The following is a 23,004-nucleotide window of genomic DNA, read 5'->3' as shown; positions in this document are numbered from 1 at the left end:
TTTTCTTTCTAAAAGCACCCAAGCCCATTTTTGTTTTCCGCAAAAAGCCGTTGGCGGCCGGACGAATGTCCGCATAAAGCCCCTATGGCGACAGCGCGAGGTCCTCTTGGCAGCAGATGTCGAAGCAAGCACACAGGCGGCAAAGAGCCCTGCTCCTTGCCGCCTTCTTTTTATGCCCACCACATCTCGGGCAGTTCTTCTTTGAACAGCACGTGTTTGAGGAGCGCCACCGCTTTGGACAGCCCTTCGTCGATCGAGGCGAGCATGTCTTCGTGTTCAATGGAGAGTACATAGTCATAGCCGACGGCGCGCAAGGCGCTGACGATGTCGCGCCACCGTTTTTCGCTTTGCCCGTAGCCGACGGTGCGGAACACCCACGAGCGGTCGAGAATTTGGCTGTAATGCTTCGTATCCAGCACGCCGTTTTTGCGGATGTTCGCTTCGTCCAAGTACGTATCTTTCGCATGGACGTGGAAAATCGCTTTTTCGCGGCCGAGCAGTTTGATCGCTTCAACCGGGTCGATGCCTTGCCAAAGCAGGTGGCTCGGATCGAAGTTGGCGCCGATCGCTTCGCCGACGTGCTCGCGCAGTTTGAGGAGCGTTTCCGGGTTGTAGACGACAAAGCCCGGATGCATTTCAAAGGCGATTTGCGTGATGCCGTGCTCCTTGGCGAACGCCGCTTCTTCGCGCCAGTACGGGATGACGACTTCGTCCCATTGCCACTTTAAAATTTCCAGATAATCCGGCGGCCAGGAGCACGTGACCCAGTTCGGATATTTGGCGCCGGGATGGTCGCCCGGGCAGCCGGAGAAGGCGTTGATGACCGGGACTTCGAGCTGCTCAGCGAGTTTCACTGTTTTCCGCCACGTGTCATGCGATTGTTTCGCAAACGCTTTGTCCGGATGGAGCGGGTTGCCGTGGCAGCTGAGCGCGCTGATGATAAGTCCGCGGTCGTGAACCGCTTTTTTCAACGCCTTGATTTTGTCCGGCTGATCTAACAGGGCATCCGGATCGCAATGGGCGCTGCCTGGGTAATTGCCGGTGCCAAGCTCGACGGCTTCAATGCCCATCGCGGCCACTTTGTCGAGCATGTCTTCAAACGGCAACTGTTGGTACAAGACGGTAAATACGCCTACTTTCATTTGTTTTTCTCCCCCTTCTCGCGGTGTAGGGCCGGTCAGTCGGCGGTCGGCCCCAACGTTTCATTTCGTTTTGGCGCGCCGTTCGCGCCCGTGCTGGCGGCGGCCAAACTGACACCATTTATTCCGCCACCCGCACCCATTGTTTCGTCCGGTGGCTTTCCAAAATGGCGTCAACGATCGTCATCGTATGATGGCCGTCGGCGATCGTCGCAAACGGCAACTCGCCGAGCGCCTCACCGCGCTGTTTCCGGCTGATGGCGCTGTAAAAGTCCAGGAACAAGTTTTTCAGCCCGTCCGGCCAGCCTTCTTCATGGCCGCCCGGGTAATGGGCGAGCGAGGCGGCGCGCGGCGACAAAAGCGCCGGGTCGCGGACGACTTCTTCGTTCGGGCCGTTGCGGCGCCCGACCCAAAGGCGGTTCGGGTGCTCTTGGTCCCAAGCGAGCGTCATGGCATCGGCGGCGATTTCAAAATACAGCCGGTTTTTCCGGCCGGCGCTCACTTGGGAAATCGTGAATGCGCCGTGGGTGCCGTCGTCAAAATGGACAAGCACGCTGCCGCCGTCTTCCGTATCAATCTGCACCGGTTCAGCGTCTTGAGCGTGTCCGGATGTGAACGTGCTTCCTTCCTGTTTCGGCTTGTAGCGAACCGGATGGACGGTGCGCAAATCGGCGAACACTTCGACGATGCGTTTGCCGAGCACGTATTGCACTGTGTCGCACCAGTGCGAGCCGATGTCGGCGATGGCGCGCGACGGGCCGTTTTGCGCCGGGTCAAGCCGCCAGTTGTAGTCGGTGTCATAAAGCAGCCAGTCTTGCACATAGCCGCCATAGACGAAATGAACGCGCTTCGCTTCGCGGGCGAGCCGCTCTTTCGCCTCAGCAACGAGCGGGTAGTGGCGGTAGTTGAAGCAGACAGCGCTCAGCCCCGGGCTTTTTTCCGCCAGTTGTTTCAGTTCGGCCGACTGCTCGCTGTCCATGGCGAGCGGCTTTTCCGACAACAAATGTTTCCCCGCCCCCAGCACGGCCTTGTTGATCGGAAAATGCAAGACGTTGCGCGTACAGTTATGGACCGCTTCCACGTCCGGGTCATTAATCAGCGCTCGGTAGTCGCCGTATGCTTTCGGAATCCCGAACCGGCGCGCGGCTTCTTCCGCTTTTTCTTGGCTGCTTGAGGCGATGGCGACAATGTTCACCAACGGCAAGCGGCGGAGCGCCTCGATATGGGATGAAGCGGAAAAGCCGGTGCCGATGATGCCGACATTGATCGGTTTCACAGCGTCACTCCCCCTTGTTTCGCTTTGATCGGTTCCAGCGGCTTGACGTTGCCGAAGACGATTTCCCCGCGGTTGACCGGCGCGGCCCAGCGGACGGCGTTGGCGATCACTTTCAGCACGTCCGGGTGATGGTACGTCGGGTACGTTTCATGGCCAGGACGGAAGTAGAAAATTTTCCCCTTCCCGCGCGTGAACGTGCAGCCGCTGCGGAACACTTCCCCGCCTTCAAACCAGCTGATGAAAATCGTTTCGTCCGGCTCCGGAATGTCGAAAAACTCGCCGTACATTTCTTCCTGCTCGAGCTCGATGTACGGCCCGATTCCTTCGACGATCGGGTGGCCCGGGGCGACGACCCAGAGACGTTCTTTTTCATCGGCTTCGCGCCATTTCAAATTGCATGTCGTCCCCATCAGCTTTTTGAAAATTTTCGAGAAGTGGCCGGAATGAAGGACAATGAGCCCCATTCCTTCGAGCACGCGGCGGTGGACGCGTTCGACCACTTCATCTTTCACTTCATCATGGGCGATATGCCCCCACCAGATGAGGACGTCGCACCGGTCGAGCACTTCGTCGGTCAAGCCGTGCTCCGGTTCGTCGAGCACAGCGGTCGCCGTGTCAAACCCGGCTTCAGCCAGGTAGCCTGCGATCACGGCATGCATCCCTTCCGGATAAATCGCTTTGACTTGTTCATCTTTTTTTTCATGGCGAAATTCGTTCCAAACGACGACGCGGATCGGTGTGGTCATCCGTTCGCTCCCCCTTGTTTTTTCAGCCTGCCTGTACGCGGCTAGGCGGAGTGTTTTTTTGGAATGTTTCTCCATGTTCGCGACTCGTTGGGACTCCAGCGCGATTCATGGAGCGTTTCTCACCATTCGAGGCGGACTTGCCGACCTTGTTCAGACGATTCGTAAATCGCTTCCAACACTTTGGCGATCGTAAGCCCTTGTTCAGCGGTGCAAAGCGGCGGTGTGTTCTCGGCGATGCTCGTCAAGAAATGGTCAAGTAGCGCCACCCGTTCGCTTTGATCGTCAAAATGGAGCGTGACATCAGCCGGGACGCCGTATTCATTGCGGAACCATTTCACTTCTTGGCGGTTGCCGGCCACATTCCACTCCCAACGCACGCCGCCTTCCGTGCCGAGAAACTCGACATACGCCCGCTCTTCTTCAATGTGCGACGCCCAGCTCGTCTCAAGGAGCACCGTCGCGTCGTTTTCGAGCTGGATGAACGCGGAAGCAAAATCTTCGACCGTATACGCAGCGTTCGGCGCAAACGATGTCCCCGGCCATGCTCCTTGATGGCGCGGACCGAATTTGGCGTACGTTTTCCCGGTCACGGCAACCGGGTTCGGATTCCCGAGCAGCCAGAGCGTGACATCGAGCATATGGACGCCCAAATCGATGAGCGGGCCGCCCCCGGAGCGCTCACGGTCAAAAAACCATGCCCCCCATGCGGGAATGCCGCGGCGGCGCACCCAGCCTGTTTTCGCGTAATAAATCTCGCCGAACGCGCCGGATTGGATTCGCTCATGAAGCCATTGCGCCGCTTGGCGGAACCGGTTGTTCAGCGCTACCATAAACTGCTTGCCCGATTCATCGCGAGCGCGGATGATGGCGTCCGCCTCTTCCGCTTTGGTCACCATCGGCTTTTCGCAAAGCACGTGTTTTCCGGCCCGCAAGCTGTCGACCGACACTCGGGCGTGCAAAAAGTTCGGCACCGTGATGATGACCGCATCGACGTCCGGCGAGGCGAGCAACTCTTTGTAGTCGCTGTACACATCGCGAATGCCGTACGTTTTCGCTTTTTCCGCGGCTGCTTGTTCATTGACGTCGCAAATCGCTTGCAAAACGGTGCGCTCCGAAAGCTTTAGCGCCGCCTTGATGTGTTCGTTGGAAATCCCTCCGGCTCCAATCAAGCCAAGACGGATTGGACGGTTGTTTTTCATCATTCTTCCCCCTTGCGTCGATTTGATCTGCGATTGCCGCCCGATGTAATCGATTACATCAAGCGACAAAAAATGATTCCTTGCCCCGCCGCTGGGAAGAAGCGCCTCCATGGCGCTTAGCGCTTCCCCCCGCACGATTCGCGGATAACGAGCTGATCAGGCAACACAAACTGGCGGCGTTCCACGTCATTTCCTTCAATCAATTGAAGCAACAGCTCCATCGCTTTTTGGCCGATCTCAAACATCGGCTGGGCGATTGTCGTGAGGCTCGGTTCAAAAATCGAGGCCATTTGAATGTCGTCAAATCCGACGACCGCCACATCGTCCGGAACGCGCCCGCCGCGATGGCGAACCGCTTTGATCGCCCCGATCGCCATCTCATCGTTGGCGGCGAAAATCGCGGTCGGCGGCTTCTCAAGAGCGAGCAGCTTCAATGTGACATTATATCCGGACTCATAGGTAAAATCGCCTTCCTGCACGAGCGCAGCGTCCTCCTCAAGCTCATGCTGGGCCAGCGCCTGTTGATAGCCGCGCAGCCGATCGCGGCTCAAAATGATGTTCATCGGCCCGGATAGGTGGGCGATGCGGCGATGGCCAAGGCGGATCAAGTGTTCTGTCGCCTTGCGGGCGCTGCTGATGTTATCGATCGAAACGGTCGGGATGTCCGTCCCTTCCAAATACTCGCACGCCAAGACGATCGGAAACTGCCGCGCCATCTCTTCCACCAGCTCTTTGCGGATGCGGGCGGTCAAAAAAATCATCCCGTCGACTTGCCGCTGCGGCAGCAAATTCAAATACTGCTCCTCAAGCCGGGCATCGTTTTGCGTATCGCCAAGCAGCACCTGATAGCCATGCTCGAGGGCGACCGCTTCAATGCCGCGCAACACCTTTGAGAAAAACGGATTCGTAATATCGGGCACAACGACAAGCACCGTTTCCGTCTCCATCCGCCGCAAATACCGGCCAAGCACGTTCGGCTGGTAGTTCAGCTCTTCAATGGCTTCGAGCACGCGCTGCCTCGTCTCTTCAGTGACGTTGCTCGCGTTGCGCAGCACGCGCGACACGGTGGCCGTCGATACGTTTGCCCGCTTCGCTACATCTTTTATGCTTGCCATCGGTGCAGTCCTCTCAGTTATGTAATCGATTACATCACCATCGTATCGAAAAGACTGGGCGGTTGTCAAGCATTGTTTTTTCGATCCGTCGATGAATCGATGCCTCCCACTCCAACCGCAAGCGTAGGCGGGACAGGGTTCAAATCTTCGTCTCTATAAAAGACGTATCACATGATGAATACGGGCATTGTCCAAGACTAGCGCCCCCCACTCTTTCGACAAGAACCAAAAGTTCGGGAGCGAATGTTTCTTTATTTCAGCCGTTTGTTCGAAAAGTACCGCACCCGCATCGTTCCGATCGCCGTCTTCAGCTATGATGCCCTCCGTGAGGAACCGTCCGTATTCTCGATCAAATTTCCCTTTGGCGATGTGCTGCAGTTTCGCTTTTTCCCCGTAGAGCTGCGCAAGAAACATTGGCGGGATTCTATTCGGCATGACAATCTGATTGCGGCTGCCCTTCTTGGCAAAATGGGGGTATACTGAAAGTGAGAAAATCGAGGTGAACTACTCCCACTTAGCTTTGCTTGAAGTGAGAGCTTCTCAGTTCCGCGACGAAAGCAACCTTTCGTCTCCCTGAGCGTGACTTCGGGTCGTCCCAACCCTAGATATCCGACATGACGGAAGTTCTTTTCTACCTTGGCTATTTTACGAGTGGAAGGAATCTGCTTGGTTCTCGCCTATTCATTTGTCCACTCAACCCCCATATAGCCACTTATCAAGAAACATATGATATATTCAATTTATCATAAGATTTGGCTAACGCCAACCGAAATTCATCTCCCACTGATCGTTGGGCTACGCCCTTCACACGCTTGAAGTGGGAGACTTCTTTCGGAATTATGTTGAAGCCCCACCTCTAAGCGAAGCGTAGGTGGTGGGTAGTTCACCCAAACCTATCCGACCATCCACACTGTAAGCAGACAAGGTAAAAAGGCGCCTTTGCATCGAAGCAAAGGCGCCGATCCGATATTACTCAAGCGCCTGGCGCGCACGGTCTTGCAGCATTTTCACCCCGGCCAGCGAGATCAAGCCCATGACGACGATATAGAAGGAGATGGCCGTTGCGCTGCCGTATTTATGCAGCAGCCACGTGCTCACGAGCGGCGCCGGACCGCCGGCGATGATCGATGCCAACTGGTAGCCGAGCGAGGCGCCGCTGTAGCGCAGGCGCGTCGGGAAGTTTTCCGCGATCATGGCCGCCTGCGGGCCATACAGCATGCCGTGGAACACCATGGCCACGACCGTCGCCAAAAAGATCAGCCCAACACTTTTTGTATTGACAAGCCAATAATACGGAAACGCCCAAAGCATCAACAAAATCGTTCCCGTCATATAGACGCGCCGCCGCCCCCACCGGTCGGATAAATGGCCGGAATAAACGATCGAGAGCGCGTTAATGATCGCGGCAATAATCGTCACATTGACGAAAATGCTTTTTTCCATCCCCAAAAATGTCGTCCCATAGCTGACGATAAACGTGACAAAAATGTAGAATGACCCGTTTTCAATCACCCGTGCAAGCGCCGACCAGAGAATTTCGCGTGGATGCTTGACCAGCACTTCGCCGACCGGCATCTTGCTCGTTTCTTGTTTTTTCATCGCTTCTTGGAACAGCGGCGATTCGAGCACTTTCAACCGGATATACAGCCCGACGGCGATGAGAAGGAAGCTGACGAGAAACGGAACGCGCCATCCCCACGCATAAAAGCTGTCGCCGCCTGCCGCCAACATGAGCGTCGTCACAAGGGAAGAGGACAACAGCCCGAACGGCACACCCATTTGCGGCAGCGAAGCCATCAACCCGCGCCGTTTGCCTTCTTCCCACTCCATCGCAATCAAAATGGCACCGCCCCATTCCCCGCCGACGCCAATGCCTTGAATCAGGCGCAGCGCAGTCACCAGCACCGGCGCCCACAGGCCGATTTGCTCATATGTCGGCATCAGGCCGATGAACGCCGTCGCCAATCCCATCAACAGCAAGGTGACGACCAAGGTCGCCTTGCGTCCGATCCGATCGCCAAAGTGGCCGAAAATCGCCGCCCCTACTGGTCTCGCAATAAACCCTAAGGCGAATGTCGTAAACGACTGCATGAGCGCTACATATGAATCATTTTGTGGGAAAAACAACTGTGGAAACACGAGAGCGGCCATCGTCCCATAAAGGAAGAAATCGTACCATTCAATCGTCGTGCCGACCACACTTGAAATCGCCGCCCTCTTTTTTTGGCGCTTCAATTCCGCCGCATCCATCATCGCTACGGCCATTCACAACACCCCTTTCACGCAATCAAACTGCGCGCATTTTATAGAAAAGGTCCATGAGCAACTTTACCCTCCACCCGGGCATGAAAATCACCACTCACCAACGTGGGATTTTCACGGAAATGGAAAAACAAATAGATGATAGCAAAAAAACAAACATAATGTTAGCGCTTCCAAAAACCGAAATGTCATGCATTCGTTTCTTTATCGGACCGCGACACCATGTCATAAGCCCGTCATGGAGCTTTCCCTTCCCGGGCAACAAGCACATGCACAACGGCATCGACGACCGTTTCTTCTCGTTGGTTGACGATCCGCTGATGCACCGTGACCAACCCCGCTCGCTCCCCCCGTACCGTCAGCTTCGTCACTTCTGATTCTACATAAATCGTATCGCCGATTTTCACCGGACGGACGAAACGGAGCGCATCAATCCCATAAAAGGCGAGCACGCATCCCGGCTCCATCACCCACAGCCCTGTCGCCGCCGACAGCGTCAGCATCCCATGGGCGATGCGCTCGCCAAATGGCGTCCGCTCGGCATATTGCCGATCCATGTGCAACGGATAAAAATCGCCGGAAACGCCGGCAAACTGAACAATATCCGCTTCGGTGATCGTTCGCCCGCGCGAACGGTGGCGCTCGCCAAGCACATACTGTTCAAACGGACGGTCAAATCGCACGCCTTCCCCTCCCCTTGACTGGTGCAAAAAAGAGGAAAAACAAATTCCACCCCCTTTCCGGCTGCCATCTCCATTTTTGTAAATATTCAGAATATTAATCGTGCATATCGTTGGCTTTTACGCATCCCTCCCCGCTAGACGTCTGCCATTAACATATGAACGGAGTGGAGCGGATAGAACTTTCTCTTTCTCTGTTTCGTGTTTCAACATTCGCATTGCCGCAAAAAACAAAAGGATGCTCACCTGGCATCCTTTTTCGAATTGATCCCTTATTCCTTTACCGAGCCGGACGTGAGCCCAGAGACGATGCGGCGCTGGAACAACAGCACCATGACGACGAGTGGGATCGTCACAATCACAGTGGCCGCGGAAATTTCGCCCCACGGGATCGTATACTGGCCTTGGAACATGGCAATGCCGACCGGGACAGTTTTGTATTTTTCCGCTGTATTGATCGTCAAGGCAAATAAAAATTCGTTCCATGCAGCAATGAAGACGAGAATGGACGTCGTAAACACCCCTGGCACCGCAAGCGGCAAAATGATTTTAAAATACGTCTGCATCGGCGTCGCCCCATCCATTTTCGCCGCTTCTTCCAAATCAAACGGAATCTTGCGGAAAAAGGTGACGAGCAGCCAAATCGACAACGGCAAAGCAAACGTCGTATACGGAATGATCAATCCCAAGTAGCTGTTCGTCAACCCGAACTTTTTCACAAACATGTAAATTGGTGAAATGGTGGCAATTTGCGGAAACATGGATACGGCCAGCACCAAGCCGAGAATGACCGTCTTGCCTTTAAACTCGAGGCGCGCAATCGCATAAGCCGCAAACGCGGCAACAAAGACCGTATACACCGTTGTAATGGTCGCCACGACCGTACTGTTCCATAAATAGCGCAAAAACGGGTAATTGACAAAGACCGATACATAGGACTTCAACGTCGGATGGCTCGTAAACCATTCAAACGCTTTGTCGCCAAACAATTCGCTGAGCGGCTTAATGGAACTAAGCAAAACCCATAAAAACGGAAACATCACAAAGAACACGAACAGAGCCAAAAACACATAAAAGAACGGACCGGCTTTTTTTTGCATGGTCTCACCTCTTTTCGTTATCGTTTGACGCTGGAGCCATCAGACAACAAATCTTTCCCAAGCCAGCGAATATAGATCATGGAAATCACCGCCACGCAGAGGAACACGATGACAGCAAGCGCCGATCCCGCGCCGAAATTCGTCTGCGAGAACATGACTTTATACGCTAAAATCGAAATCGTCTCCGTCGAGTTCGCCGGCCCTCCGCCGGTTAAGACGTAAATCAAGTCAAAGACGCGGAACGCATCGAGCGTGCGAAACAGCAGCGCGACTAAAATGCTTGATTTCAACAATGGCAGCGTGATTTTCGTGAACTGCTGCCATTTGGTCGCTCCGTCGATCGAGGCGGCTTCATACAACGAACTCGGGATCGTTTGCAGCCCGGCGAGCAACAAGAGCGCCATATAGGGGGTTGTCTTCCATACATCGGCAAAAATGACCGCAAACATCGCCCCTGCTTCCGTTGTCAACAAATCCCCCATTCGGTCGACAAGGCCAATCGTTTCGAAATATTTGGCGACAATGCCGTTTTGTCCATCGTATAAAAATTTCCACATGAGCGCGGATACGGCGGTAGGAATCGCCCACGGAATCAAAATCGTTGCCCGCACCAACCCGCGGCCAAAAAAGGCCTTATTAATGAGCAACGCAATTCCAAGCCCTAACACGAGCTCAATGGCGACCGACACCACCGTAAAGAACGTCGTATTCCATAACGCTTTCCATAAGCGCATGTCACTGAAGCTGTCCTTATAATGCTTGAGGCCGACAAAGTTCGGCTCGATCACAACCCCTTCGAGCCCTTCGGCCAAGCCGACGACTTTATCCGCTTGCCGCAGTTCGCCCGCTTTTTTCATCTCCTTGAGCGTCTGGACGACATCATGAACCGTGTCGGTCAGCCGCTCGGCCGTCTGTTTGTCCAGCTCGGCGATCTTCAGCTCATCGCTTGGCGTCCCAAAATTGTCGAGCACTTCGTTCACTTTGTCATATTGCTTCGCCACTTGATCGTCGGAACGGATCGCCGCGTCCAGTTTCGCGAGTTTTCGTTCGATTTGCGCCAATGTTTGTTTCGTTTGTTCATCCGCAGCCTCCATTTCCTGCTTGAGGGCGCTTTTGAGGAACGGATAGTTTTGTAGATATCCTTCCAGATCGAGGCTGTAACTCCAGTGAATCGACGATTTGGTCGGATCATTGAGCCGATAGTCGAACAAGCTGTAATAAAAGGACTGGATGACGGGCCAAATGGCAATCGCCAAAATAAGCAGCATGGCCGGCGCGACAAGCGAATAGCCCAACAGGCGCTCCATTCGCTTTTCATTCCTCATCGCTGTTCTCTCCCTTCTGCTTGGAAAGGATATTAGCCTTCAGCACCGGGCAGACGACGGCCTGAAGGCTAATGAATCAAAAATGGTAAAATCAACATCGCGTTCTCTTTGTTTGGCTGATGGGGCATTGGCCGGCGTTGGGCCAGATTCGGGCCGCTGCCGAGCGCCGGCCAAGTCATTCTCCTTATTTATTCAAGGTTGCTTTCATTTCTTTTTCCATATTGGCCACGGCTTGTTCGACCGTCAGCTCCCCGGCCAGCGCTTTGGATACGTTAATTTGGATGATTTCCGAAATTTCCGGATAGTTCGGGACGACCGGGCGCGGCACAGCAGCGTTCAAGGCATTGACAAATCCTTCTTCCGCAAAGAACGGATTGGCTTTTAAGACATCCGGGTCTTTAAACAGCTCCGGAAGCGTCGGCGCTAAACCACCGTAAATCGCGGAAATTTTTTGCCCCTCCGGCCCCGTCATAAATTTGACAAATTCCCATGCTTCTTTCGGATGTTTCGAATATTTGTTGATCGCGGTCATCCAGCCGCCCAGCGCGGCAGCCGAACCTTTGTCCCCGGCCGGGAGCGGAGCCACGCCGACTTTGCCGACGATTTTCGATTGTTCTTTGTCATTCGCCAGCGCGTATTGATAAGGCCAGTTGCGGATAAACGGCGATTGCCCTTCAATGAACGCGGTATGCGATTCCGGTTCAGTGAAGGTGGTGATATTGCTCGGCACAACATCGGACTTGACGATTTCCACCATTTTCTTCAGCCCTTTGATCGTTTCTGGGCTGTTGATCACGACATTCCCGTTTTTATCGACGATTTGTCCGCCGTAAGAGGCGATAAATTCGACGGCGTTGCACACCAATCCTTCATATTGTTTGGCCTGCATCAAATAGCCGAATTTCGTGCCGCCCTTTCCTTTCAGCTCTTTCGCCTCTTTCAAGAGTTCATCCCATGTTTTCGGCACTTTGTCTTTCGGCACCAAGTCGGTGCGATAGAACAGCATGCCGGCATCAATGAACTTCGGCATCGCCCATTGCTTGCCATTGAAGTTGCCGGCCGCGAGCGCCCCTTGGTTGTATTTGCTCAGGTCAATGCCGTCTTTCTCAATAAAGCGGTCGAGCGGCAGCGTATAACCCGCTTGAGCAAACTCAGCCGGCCAAATGACGTCGAGATCCATGACATCGATTTCCGACGACTGCGCGTTTAACATCGTCACATACGCATCATGCTGCTTCCCGGTGTCAGCCGGCATTTCGCGAAATTCCACATCGATGTTCGGATGCGTTTTCTCGAACGCTTCGATGATTTTTTCAGTGGCTTTCGTGGAATCTTGGCCGCGGGCATAGACAATTTTCACGACTTTTTCGGATTGCCCTGTTTTCCCTTCTTCTTTTTTGCTGTCTTGGCCCGCATCGCTGGCGCTTTGGCCGCCGGAGCATGCCGCAAGCCCCATCGTAAGCGCTAACAAAAGCGCGGATGATTTCAACGTCTTTTTCATCGTCGTTCTCCCCCTTTAGATTTTTGATTTGTCAAACACCGCACGGCGTCGCATATGGTGGTTGCTTCGACTGCCCGAATCACCCCCCGGACATGACATCCATCGCCTTTTGCTTTGGCAGCCCCCACTGCTTGTCTATGCATCGATTGTTTGTAATCGATTACATACAAATGGACGAACCATCCTCGTTTTCGCCTATTCTGTTCTTTTCTCGTCAAAGGCGAAAAGGGGACACCGTCTATCCGTTTCTCCTTTCAATGAAGACAACTTGTCTATCATCATCGCGCCCCTTATCCGCTTTGTCGGCTTCCTTTCACAAACTTCGTTATGTAATCGATTACAAAACCATCTTACATCGCCGCAAAATCGTTCGTCAAGTCCCTAAATTCTTTTTTTGTCCTATAAACAAAGAACCCCAAGCCGTTTGGCTGGGATTGCCGCTCTTTCCGTTACGGAAAACCAACTCTAATATTTAATGAAGCACTTAGATTAGTCAAACTTGCTTTTTTCTCCAACGTTGAGCTCTAATCAACGGAATCTGTTCCTTCTTGTGCTCTCATTTTGAGTCATCAACTGTAAACAATCAGTAATTGATATCTTTTTCAAATACTATAAGCTCACTAGCATAATCTCCTCTTAGGTCAAGCGAAATCCCTCTGGTCATCAGTGAAGTGCCACTGCGCTTTATACCTAACTGTCTGCACAAGTATACCGCCTCTGGATCAAGTCCCCTCAACTGAATAGGAGGAAAAGGATGGCGGAATTGTTGACGATGTCGAAATACAAACAAAACAGACCGAGAGCGATCTGGACTCACATACTGAAAGGCCGCTCCGTAAGAAGAGCGCGGAGAAAGAATCCGGTACAAATCCCCATCTTGGATGATGGGACGGATTTCTTTGTATTGGCGAATATATTTTTTACATTCTTGAAGCTCCAATTCACTGCATTTATTCAAGTTCAATCCAATGCCAAGAGACCCTATCATGGCGCTATGGAAACGATATTTTAACGTCGTTGTACGCAAATTATTTTCATCCGGCACATCCGTTACCCAACATAACATCGCTTTCGTATTATAGGCATAGGTATATCCTTCCTGAATAAACAACCGGTCAAAGGGATCCGTATTATCGCTCGGCCAAACATTGTCGATATATCTCATGATCCCAAGGTCAATTCTGGCTCCGCCACCTGAACACGATTCAAATGCCACATGAGGATGCTTTCTTTGTAACCGCTCCAGTATACGATAAACGCCAAGAACATGTCTCACCCATATTTCCTTATGGTGTTCCGGAGGGGCTTCCGGCCAACCAGGTTCACTGAATGAACGATTCATATCCCACTTAATGTAATCAATTTCATGATTGGACAGCAAATCATCTAACATAGAGAAAATATACTCTTCGACATCAGGCCTAGATAGATTTAAGACAAGCTGATTTCGTTGTTCCGTGTTTCTCCTTCCCGGAAAACGATAAACCCAATCCGGATGGCTCCGGTAAAGATCGCTATCACGATTGACCATTTCCGGTTCAACCCAAATTCCAAAATCCATTCCTAACGATTTCACGTGTTGAATTAATGGATGCAGACCTTTTGGAAATTTCCTTTTGTTTGGAAACCAATCTCCTAATCCCGCACGATCATGATCCCGAGCGCCAAACCAGCCATCATCCACTACAAACAGTTCAACTCCCAACTTTGCTGCCTGTTCAGCTAACCTTCTCTGCCCCTCCTCAGTCACGTCAAATTCCGTAGCGTACCAAGAGTTATACATCACTTTTCTTACTTTATGGCCATTTCGAAGAATATATTTTTTTTGGTATCGATGCATTTGACGGCTTGCTTCCCCAAACCCCTTCGCTGTAAATCCTCCTATACAGATTGGGGATCGAAGTATCTCACCCGGTTTTAATGTCCAACCAAAATCAAAGTCATTGAATCCTGTAGCCACTTGTAGCGTCTGATACGGAGTTTTTTCAATCACTATCTTCCAGTTGCCACTAAAAGCGATGGCTCCAAAGTATACGTCACCATATTCTTCAGTTGTCTGCCCAAAGTCGATCGCAAACCAAGGGTTGAACTGGTGGCTGGTTCTCCCGTGTCGACTTTCCAGCACCTTTTTGCCCTCTTGAATCCACTCTGTTCTGACTTGAGTCTCTCCTCTAGAAAGACCGGCTAAATATGTTAGTCGGTACTCAGGATAGACTGGCAAATGCCAGATAGCTCCCATCAATTGCTCAATTTGGAGCCCTTCCGTTCCTTCATTTACGATTTCAACATAACGCTCAATCAAATCATATTCTTTGATCACTTTATAGTTCAGTTTCACCGTAAGCGGCTTGAGGGTATCTTTCAAATAAATCACTAACTGATCCGAATTCAAGAGTTCATGCCTGTCATAGATAAGATGCAAATCACGGATATGGTCAGAAAATGTAAGCTTGATCCCTGGCTCCGTAAATCGCAACCCTCCCCAAGGCATGATCTCATCTCGGTGGGGCCCAATAGGTCCCCCACCAGGATGCTCAATGGATTTCGGCAAGTCCATATAGTCTAACAGCAGCGGTTGTTTTCCTCCCCAGTATACATGTTGCAAAATTCCTTCTGCATCTACTCCGATCACGTAATCAGTAAGATCAGTGGTGATAACCCATATTTGCTTTTCTGGAATATATTTGATAGGCATTTTCTCACCGTCCGCTCGAATATCGAGTTGACACTATTTTGTCTTAATCCACATTGTCTGATATGGCCTTAGAAAAATCGTTCTGTCGATCGGTTGATTTAAAATGATATCCATTCCCACATATTCCGTTTTCAGCTCAACATTTTGTTTCGAAACATTGACCAGCACCAAAATTTGATCGCCAGTCTGTTCATTGGTTCTTAATATGGAGAATACCCGTTCGTCTAAGAATAGAACTCTTTGTTCCGCTTGTGGATTAAACGCTTTTTGTGTTCTCCGTTGTTGAATAAACTTGCTTAACTGCACAAAAATGTTGCGGCGCAATGAGTTTGATTCAAGCTCCATATACAACCGATCTTTGTCTATTTTTTGACGATTGATTCGGCGATTGATTCCCGACTCTTCCATGCCCTTATAATCGTTACGGGAACCGATCAGACTATGAATATAGATCCCTGGCATCCCGGCCATAGACAGCAAAATCATATGGGCAGCTAAAAATCTCTTAATGCGTACGCTTTCTTCTTCGAACGGGTGAGTTAGCGCATCGAGGTAAGTGATATTCAATTCATAGGGGCTCATTGTGCCATCACCGTTATCCCGGTATGAAACCCGCCCACCATGTTCAATCGTTTTATCGACTAATAATTGTCTTTCCTCATCGGTTAAAATCCCCTCTGTTGCCCTCAACCCAATGCCATCATGGGAGGCCAAAAAGTTAAAAAATGTGGTAGCATCAGAACGGGGTTCTAAACGGTCTGCCCATTCTAACAGTTTGCGAGCATTTTGGGTATGAAAAGAAAATAAGGTCAACGGCGGAAGCGGAAACTGATATACCATGTGCGCTTCATCATAACCGTTCCCAAAATAAGTAATATTATCGCTATGAGGAACATTCGTCTCTGTAATTAAAATCGTTCCCGGTGCAACCAAATCGATTACGTCACGTATAAGTTTAATAAGAGCATGGGTTTCTTCTAAGTGCATGCACGAAGTCCCCTGCTTCTTCCACAAAAACCCAACAGCATCTAAACGAATAAACCTTGCCCCGTTTAAAGCATATAGAATAAGGATATCCAGCATTTCCAACAAAACATCAGGGTTCTTATAATTGAGATCAATTTGATCATCACTGAACGTGGTCCAAATATACTTTTTTCCATGAGTCGTGTCAAACTCAGTCAACAATGGCAACGTCCTCGGGCGAACTACCTGGCTATAATCGAGGTTAGGATCAGCCTCAATAAAATATTCTGCGTATTTTTTCTCTCCACGCAAATAGCCTTGAAACCATTCACTACTTTTTGAAATATGATTGATTACAGCATCAAACATCAGATCGAACTCGTTCGATAGTGACTGAATATCCGTCCAATCCCCTAACTCAGGATTTACTTGCCGATAATCGACTACTGAGAAACCATCGTCTGAAGTATAAGGATAAAAAGGCAAAATATGGACAGCTGTTATGGTCTTCTTAACATACTTTAATAGAAATTCCTTAAGGGTTTGTAGCGGGAGAGTACCTTCCTCTTTAATAGAATCGCCATATGTAATTAACATAATGTCTTTTTCTGTTACCCAAGGTTTAGGCTCTGGTCTTCTATTCATGTATGGTTGTAATAATTCTGTTATTCTCTTATAAACTGTGTATTCTTGTTCTCCATATAATAAATTTAGCTTCCGGCGCATACTCTGCTCTTTTTCAAGAGGGATGATCATTGCCTATGTTCTCCCTTCCACTACTAATCATTTTCAATACTGGCACAGCTTATTTCATAACCTTCTGCCAAAAAAGATCAAATTATATCCTCTGCAGGAGCTCCCGAATATATTTAACCGATTGGCGATACACCTCAAGTTCTGGCACTCCAAGAACTCGACACTCAAATGCCAAGTAACCCGTGTAACCAATTTCCTTTAACGCCTTCAATCCTGAAGAAAAATCTAGATGCCCGTCTCCAGGCTGATAGCGGTGACTATCGGCCAGATGAACGTGACCTATATACTTCTTTGCTTTACGTATGCTATCCTCAATTTTTGGCTCTTCAATATTCATATGAAAAAAGTCTGCTGTAATTTTTACGTTGGAAAATCTTCCTTCTTCGATGAGGGAAACAGCATCTTCCAGTCGATTTAACATATGATCCTCATAACGGTTTAATGGTTCTAAGTAAATATAAGTTCCAGTTTCTTTGGCCGCTTCATTCAGTTTATCCAACGAGTCCAATAGAACAGCCCGGTCCTGTTCCTCCGATCGAGGAGGAATAAGAGGAGGCAATCGTTTGGAAAACATTCCCCACGCAGCGGGAACAACAATCCCTTGCGCCCCAATTCTCTCAAGATGACACAGGATGCTTATAATATCTTGAACAGCACTCTTGCGTTTTTCCTTGTCAAAATCACCGATCCAACCACGATATCCACCGCATGCCGTCACTACCGGCACAGCAGTCTCTTGCACAGCCTTCTTTACATCCTGAAATTCATTGATCAATCTACTTCCATCGATCTCAAAAGCGTCAAATCCCATCAAACGGATAGCTTCCAATTTTTCTTTCATGTTCTGCGGAAAAAATGATTTATCCTGAGTCGCAAGCTTCATGCTGCTCCTCCTGACCTTAAAATTTAAAATGTAATGCCCAATTTAATACTTCGCTCTGGATGGCGGTCTACATACTCACTATAGGCTTGAGCGCAGTCTTCAAACGAAATCACTGGATAAATAATTTCCTCACAATCAATGACACCCGATTTTAGAAATTCCCAACATACATCCTCGATCCTTCTTCGATCCCAGCGCGGATAATCTGGATTCGGCTCACTTGCCGCGCGTGAAAAGACTATTTTTGCGTTATTGTAGTGCGCCTCCTTGCCCAAATTCAATCCTCCCTTAAATTCCTTTGCCCAACCAACGTAAGCGATGGTCCCCCCATACGCCAATCCTCTGAAAGCATCCTGAAGGGCAGATGCGCTCGCGCTCGTTTCAATGATGACATCGACTCCCAGTTTGTTTGTAGCTTTTTTTAACTCCAACCCTACATCTTGGACTGTAGGATCAAACGCCTCATCCGCTCCCGCTTTTAGCGCCGCCTCCCGACGAAGGGCAATCGGGTCGACAACCGCAACATAACTGGCACCGCATTTTTTCGCAATCTGCGCGGCAATTTGTCCAATCGCTCCTAAACCAATGACAGCCACCCTGTCCCCCGGGCGCATATGAGCATCTCGAATACCAGCCAAGGCAAACTGCGCAGGGTCGTAGCATAACGCGTTTTTCCACGACATAGTTGATGGCATTTTACGAAGCCGATAGTTATTGACCCCATTTACAATATGGGTCTCTCGTATGCCCCCGTAGCCACATACCCAATCCCCTGCCTGGTAATCTGTTACTTCAGATCCCACCTCTGTAACAATTCCTACCCACTGATTGCCGAGATTCCATTCACCAAACTTTACACCCTTCTCCTCATCTTGATCTCTACGGACAAATAACTTCCACTCTTGATCGTACCGTTCATCCAAGAATGGGGTTTCTCCCCGAAAATCGGCGATCTCTGTTCCATGTTTGGGTGAAGCGTATTTCACCTCAATCTTCACTTCGTGAGGCAAAATATCTCTATCTTCATATTCGACAAGACTGGCTTGTCGTGGGGCAATAGCAACTAATTGTCTAGGCATTGGTTCTTCTCTCCCTTATCATATTTTTAGTCATTATTCCTTGACTCCGCCTTCAGTCAAACCACTGCTAAAATACTTTTCAATAAGGGCATACAAAATGACGATAGGCAAAGCAGTCAAAAGTGAGGCAGCCATCATCCGTCCCCATATATAATGCTTAGTATGAAACAGATGACTCAACCCTAACGGCAACGTCATATTTTCTTCAGAGATAATAAACACTGAAGCAAACAAGTACTCATTCCATGCGATCATGAACACATATATGAACACGGAGACGATTGCCGGCATCGACAAAGGAAGCACAATTTTCCATATCACTTGTATACGGCTAAGCCCATCAATCATTGCTGCTTCCTCAAGAGATTCAGGAATTGTTCGAAAGTAATTTCCTAACATGTACAAAGACACAGGTAAAGTTAGAACAATATAGGTCACGATCAATGAGATTTTTGAATCATAAAGACCAATAGCCGTGACCATCTGATAAAGAGGAACGACTAACAATACTCCTGAAAACATGTATATGAGCATCACGCCTTTTTGAAAAAGCGCTTTTCCTTTATATTGCAGACGAGCAAAACTATAAGCCCCTAAAGTTCCTACTACCACAGCCAAGAAAGCAGTAGATAGAGAGATGATCATGCTGTTCTTAAAATACGTCCAATATGGAAATTTTTCTGGATTTAACACATCTAGGAAATGCTTAAAAGTAATTTCATTCGGAATGAATGTAGGAGGATAAGATAGAGCCTCTTCATTGGATTTTAGTGCTGTACTCAGCATGACCAAAAACGGGAATACCGTCGTTACTACCGTTAGAACAAGGAGACAATAGAAAACAAATCGGTGCACCATTCCTTTTTTCGTCACCACTTGAGCACTCTCCTTACTGCAACTACCACCAGAACCATAATGAGTACAAACAACAGCGCTGTAATGGCAGCCGCCCGTCCATGATCATAAGTAGCAAAAGCTGTTTCATAGGCATATACACTCACAACAGGCACTTCTTTGGTTAACAAATAAATCTCATCAAATTTGTAAAAATTCCAAATAAAACGAAGGATCACCAAAGCACCAATTACAAATCGCAATTCAGGTAATGTAATATACCGAAACTTCTGCCATCCGCCAGCTCCATCCATCTCTGCCGCTTCATATAAGGTAGAATCAATAGCCTGCAATTTAGCAAGGATCATCATGAAAGAGAATGGAAATAGATGCCAAATATCAAACAAAATGACTAACCACATCGCCGCGACAGGATTATCTAACCAGTCTATACTTTGTTTAAATAACCCCAACTGCTCAACCAACGTATAATTCACCATTCCGTAAACGGGATTAAACATATACTGCCAAACGAAAACCAATGAAATAATCGGCGCTACATACGGCAACAAAATAACGGAGCGCACTAATTTTCTTCCCACGAACGGTCGATTTAACAGAAGGGCAGTGCCAAGGCCAGCAATAGTGGCCCCGGCAACCGTTACAACTGTGAATATTAGCGTAATCATGACAGAATGCCAAAACTCTCGATCAACAAGCAGGGTCTTGTAATTCTCCAAACCAATGAAAATATCCGGTTTATTCGGGTTTAATGAAACATCATGGAAACTGAGCCAAATATTATAGGTGACAGGGTAAAAGATGATCAGTGCCACCAGCAAAAAAGCTGGCGCAATCAAGAGGTATCCTAAATGAGCTTCTTGGGCTTGTAAAGATCCCCTGTTTCTTTTTAGGTTGAACACGATTTCACTTCCTTCAAAAATATTATTATCTTTTATTTCATCACCTTTTCTATTTTCTCTTTGACCGTTTTGGTCACTTCATCCGGCTGGATTCCATGCTCTGTCATATTATAAATGCCTTCACTAATAATAAACTGCGCTGAAATATCGCTCATTTCTGGATAGATTTTGCCGTTCACGACATCAAAACGCTGTAAATTCTCCAGTCCGAATGGGATTTGGCTTGCTACTTCCCCGAATGTTTTAAGCACCTCATTATTTAGGTACTCAGGATCTTGAGCAATCGACTTTCTCGTTGGATTTTGCCCTCCCGGTGACATATGCAAAAACTTAATATAGTTTTCCTTTTCCATCAAAAACTTAGTAAACCGCTTGGCCGCGTTTCGTTCATCTTCGCTTATCGTATTCGTAATCACAAATGATGTAATTTGGCCAAACGAAGCCTTCTTTTTCTTTTCTGGAATTGCAAAACCTGTCGATTGTGCTAACTGTGTATTCTGTGACAAATCTCCCATAATATACGTGGAGTACATGACCATCGGGGCACGTTCTGACAAATACATTTCTTTTGCTTCACGCCAGCTCTCCGCCCCTTCAGGTGTATACTTGGCTAATTCTTTATAGAAATTAAGGGATTCTTTCATCTCAGGGGAATCAACGTTTATCTTTCCTTTTTCGTCAAAAATGGCCGCATTATTCGAGAGAGCGAACTGACTAAACGTTTGTTCTGTGAATTGATCCTTCTGGGTTCCTATTACAATGCCGTATTTTTTGTTTGCAGGATCATAGAACGTTTTTGCTGCTTTTAAAATATTTTCCCAAGTAGTCGGAGCTTCTAATCCTTTTTCTTCAAACAGCCGTTTATTGTACCAAATCCCTTGTACCCACCCGTATATCGGAACGCCAAGATACCCGTTGCCATCAGGAGATTTCGTTGTATCTAAAACTCCCCTGAAGAAATCATCTTTGCCTATCTCATTGATAATTTCTTCATGAAGTTTCGTATCGCTGACTCCTTCCTCACTAAGAAGTAACGTTTGTTCAATACCGCTCTCAATAATAGCCGGTAATTGATTAGCTCCCATCGCCGCAGAGATTTTGTTTGGCAAATCCTCTTCCGGAACAGGAACTTGTTGCACATGAATCCCTGGATTTTGTTTTTCAAACTTTTGAATCAACTCTTTCAACAACTGAACTCTCTCTTCCTCGACATTAGCATGCCAATACTGAATCGTTACATCTTTTCCGTTTCCATTTTTGGCATTAGACTGATCACCTTCTTGACTACAAGCTGACAAAATGGATAGCGAGAAAAGTGATAGAGAAAGGAATGCACAAATCTTCTTTTTGTTGAACAATCTAACCCACCTCCAAAAACGTTTTTGGTCATTTCAAAAAAATTATCTATTTGGCGGCGAAGTTGATTCTCGAATAATCAGGTTGCAGGGTAAAACAGTTGGTGTCACTTTCACCCCCGGATTGTCAATAATTTTCAATAACGTTTTCGCTGCTATACTTCCCAATCCATACTTATCTTGTCTCACCGTGGTTAATGGAGGTTGGCTGTATTTTGCTTCTTTGATGTCATCAAATCCCACTACCGATACATCGGTGGGAACGCGATATCCTAATTCATTTAATCCGTCAATAACCCCCATCGCCATCTCATCACTTACAGCAAAAAAAGCAGTAATCTCCGGACGGAACACCATTAAATTCCGAGCAGACTCCATGGCTTTTTCGCGCGAAAAATACCCTAATTGAATCAGTGACGGATCAACCCCTATTCTGTTTTCCATAAGAACATCCTGATAACCTCTCATTCGATCATAGCTTGTTTTACTAATTTCATCACCCCCTATAAATCCAATAACCCTATGGCCAAGATCAATTAAATGTTGCACGGCCTTCCGAGCGCCCCCGTAATTATCGGACTCCACATATGTGCATGTTTCCCCTTCTAAAGGAATGTCGATCGCAATGCAGGGAATCCCGCTGTTTTGAAGCTCCACAAGTTGTTCCGTTTTTCTTTTTCCCTCACCCGTTAGCAATAAAACAACACCGTCTACACTGCGTTCTCGGCACAGTGTTGTATACGTGGCCAACTTTTTGTTCTTGTTCGTAAAAATCAGCAAATCGTACCCCGCGTTTCCAACTTCTTCACGAACAGCAGAAATCACATCAAGAAAGAAAGGGTGATCAAAACCCGAGTTCACCTTATTACCAAAGAAAATTCCAATCGTATTCGTCTTTTTTTGAACAAGACTTCGTGCCACTGCATTAGGGAAATAGTTGAGTTCTTTGCAAATCCGCAAAATTTTTTCACGTGTTTGTGGGCTGACGTCTCCATAATTGTTCAGTGCTCTCGATACCGTGGAGACAGAAACACCAGCTTTTTTTGCAATTTCTCTAATGGAAACCAATATCAACCACCCTAATCGAAAACGTTTTTGGTTGCGTTTTCATTCTATCAAGACCTCTACATTAATGTCAATATTAAGAATTTTATTTTTTTATTAAAAACT

At 48.5% G+C, this 23,004-nt stretch carries 18 protein-coding genes and 1 pseudogene; 1 reads left to right on the top strand and 18 read right to left on the bottom strand.

Going from position 1 to position 23,004, the window contains the following annotated elements; all coding sequences use genetic code 11:
• Positions 1 to 170 precede the first annotated feature (170 nt).
• The 5 genes from ETC05_RS05910 to ETC05_RS05890 form a co-directional block, all read right to left on the bottom strand.
• The gene (locus tag ETC05_RS05910) at positions 171 to 1,142 is read right to left on the bottom strand and encodes a sugar phosphate isomerase/epimerase family protein (protein ID WP_031408864.1); all 972 of its coding nucleotides are present in this window, start codon (positions 1,140 to 1,142) and stop codon (positions 171 to 173) included.
• 118 nt (positions 1,143 to 1,260) lie between these two features.
• Positions 1,261 to 2,415, bottom strand: a complete 1,155-nt coding sequence (locus tag ETC05_RS05905; protein WP_171660576.1) for a Gfo/Idh/MocA family protein — start codon at positions 2,413 to 2,415, stop codon at positions 1,261 to 1,263.
• On the bottom strand, positions 2,412 to 3,161 hold the full coding sequence (locus tag ETC05_RS05900) for a ThuA domain-containing protein (RefSeq protein ID WP_171660575.1): 750 nt from the start codon (positions 3,159 to 3,161) through the stop codon (positions 2,412 to 2,414). Before ETC05_RS05900 ends, ETC05_RS05905 begins: the two co-directional genes overlap by 4 nt.
• 119 nt (positions 3,162 to 3,280) lie before the next feature.
• Positions 3,281 to 4,360, bottom strand: coding sequence for a Gfo/Idh/MocA family protein (locus tag ETC05_RS05895; RefSeq protein WP_031408858.1), 1,080 nt, complete (start codon positions 4,358 to 4,360; stop codon positions 3,281 to 3,283).
• A 116-nt stretch (positions 4,361 to 4,476) separates the two neighbouring features.
• Entirely contained in the window at positions 4,477 to 5,475 is a 999-nt protein-coding gene (locus tag ETC05_RS05890; protein WP_031408857.1) for a LacI family DNA-binding transcriptional regulator, read from the bottom strand.
• Between the two features lie 237 nt (positions 5,476 to 5,712).
• On the opposite strand from ETC05_RS05890, the pseudogene ETC05_RS05885 reads away from it, so the two are divergent.
• A pseudogene (locus ETC05_RS05885) lies at positions 5,713 to 6,001 on the top strand (DUF4351 domain-containing protein); the annotation flags it as partial.
• Positions 6,002 to 6,444: 443 nt separating this feature from the next.
• Here ETC05_RS05885 and ETC05_RS05880 read toward each other — a convergent pair.
• The 13 genes from ETC05_RS05880 to ETC05_RS05820 all read right to left on the bottom strand — a co-directional run bounded on the left by ETC05_RS05880 (position 6,445) and on the right by ETC05_RS05820 (position 22,902).
• Positions 6,445 to 7,740 (bottom strand): MFS transporter, encoded by a 1,296-nt coding sequence (locus tag ETC05_RS05880; RefSeq protein ID WP_031408853.1) that lies wholly within the window; start codon positions 7,738 to 7,740, stop codon positions 6,445 to 6,447.
• A 233-nt stretch (positions 7,741 to 7,973) separates the two neighbouring features.
• Positions 7,974 to 8,420 (bottom strand): MaoC/PaaZ C-terminal domain-containing protein, encoded by a 447-nt coding sequence (locus tag ETC05_RS05875; RefSeq protein ID WP_031408851.1) that lies wholly within the window; start codon positions 8,418 to 8,420, stop codon positions 7,974 to 7,976.
• A gap of 269 nt (positions 8,421 to 8,689) precedes the next feature.
• Positions 8,690 to 9,517 carry a carbohydrate ABC transporter permease gene (locus tag ETC05_RS05870; RefSeq protein ID WP_031408850.1) on the bottom strand — a complete coding sequence of 276 codons (828 nt, stop codon included), beginning with the start codon at positions 9,515 to 9,517 and terminating at the stop codon, positions 8,690 to 8,692.
• A 17-nt stretch (positions 9,518 to 9,534) separates the two neighbouring features.
• Positions 9,535 to 10,842, bottom strand: a complete 1,308-nt coding sequence (locus ETC05_RS05865; protein WP_031408848.1) for a carbohydrate ABC transporter permease — start codon at positions 10,840 to 10,842, stop codon at positions 9,535 to 9,537.
• A gap of 184 nt (positions 10,843 to 11,026) precedes the next feature.
• Positions 11,027 to 12,343, bottom strand: coding sequence for an ABC transporter substrate-binding protein (locus ETC05_RS05860; RefSeq protein ID WP_171660574.1), 1,317 nt, complete (start codon positions 12,341 to 12,343; stop codon positions 11,027 to 11,029).
• A 583-nt stretch (positions 12,344 to 12,926) separates the two neighbouring features.
• Complete coding sequence (locus ETC05_RS05855; protein ID WP_171660573.1) at positions 12,927 to 15,038, bottom strand: alpha-galactosidase; 2,112 nt, start codon at positions 15,036 to 15,038, stop codon at positions 12,927 to 12,929.
• 33 nt (positions 15,039 to 15,071) lie between these two features.
• Positions 15,072 to 16,760, bottom strand: coding sequence for a sugar phosphorylase (locus ETC05_RS05850; RefSeq protein ID WP_171660572.1), 1,689 nt, complete (start codon positions 16,758 to 16,760; stop codon positions 15,072 to 15,074).
• An 82-nt stretch (positions 16,761 to 16,842) separates the two neighbouring features.
• A complete protein-coding gene (locus ETC05_RS05845) occupies positions 16,843 to 17,643 on the bottom strand; it encodes a sugar phosphate isomerase/epimerase family protein (protein WP_171660571.1) in 801 nt (266 codons plus the stop codon).
• Between the two features lie 23 nt (positions 17,644 to 17,666).
• The gene (locus ETC05_RS05840) at positions 17,667 to 18,722 is read right to left on the bottom strand and encodes a zinc-dependent alcohol dehydrogenase (protein ID WP_171660570.1); all 1,056 of its coding nucleotides are present in this window, start codon (positions 18,720 to 18,722) and stop codon (positions 17,667 to 17,669) included.
• A gap of 33 nt (positions 18,723 to 18,755) precedes the next feature.
• Positions 18,756 to 19,598, bottom strand: a complete 843-nt coding sequence (locus ETC05_RS05835; protein WP_368668028.1) for a carbohydrate ABC transporter permease — start codon at positions 19,596 to 19,598, stop codon at positions 18,756 to 18,758.
• The gene (locus tag ETC05_RS05830; protein WP_171660569.1) at positions 19,592 to 20,479 is read right to left on the bottom strand and encodes a carbohydrate ABC transporter permease; all 888 of its coding nucleotides are present in this window, start codon (positions 20,477 to 20,479) and stop codon (positions 19,592 to 19,594) included. Before ETC05_RS05830 ends, ETC05_RS05835 begins: the two co-directional genes overlap by 7 nt.
• 32 nt (positions 20,480 to 20,511) lie before the next feature.
• Complete coding sequence (locus ETC05_RS05825) at positions 20,512 to 21,837, bottom strand: ABC transporter substrate-binding protein (RefSeq protein ID WP_171660568.1); 1,326 nt, start codon at positions 21,835 to 21,837, stop codon at positions 20,512 to 20,514.
• A gap of 42 nt (positions 21,838 to 21,879) precedes the next feature.
• Positions 21,880 to 22,902, bottom strand: a complete 1,023-nt coding sequence (locus ETC05_RS05820) for a LacI family DNA-binding transcriptional regulator (RefSeq protein ID WP_171660567.1) — start codon at positions 22,900 to 22,902, stop codon at positions 21,880 to 21,882.
• Positions 22,903 to 23,004: the final 102 nt, after the last annotated feature.

The organism is Geobacillus sp. BMUD, assembly GCF_013096845.1.
Classification (GTDB): Bacteria; Bacillota; Bacilli; order Bacillales; family Anoxybacillaceae; genus Geobacillus; species Geobacillus vulcani.
Note: the sequence above shows the minus strand (reverse complement) of the source record. Positions and strands in the feature narration are given on the sequence as shown.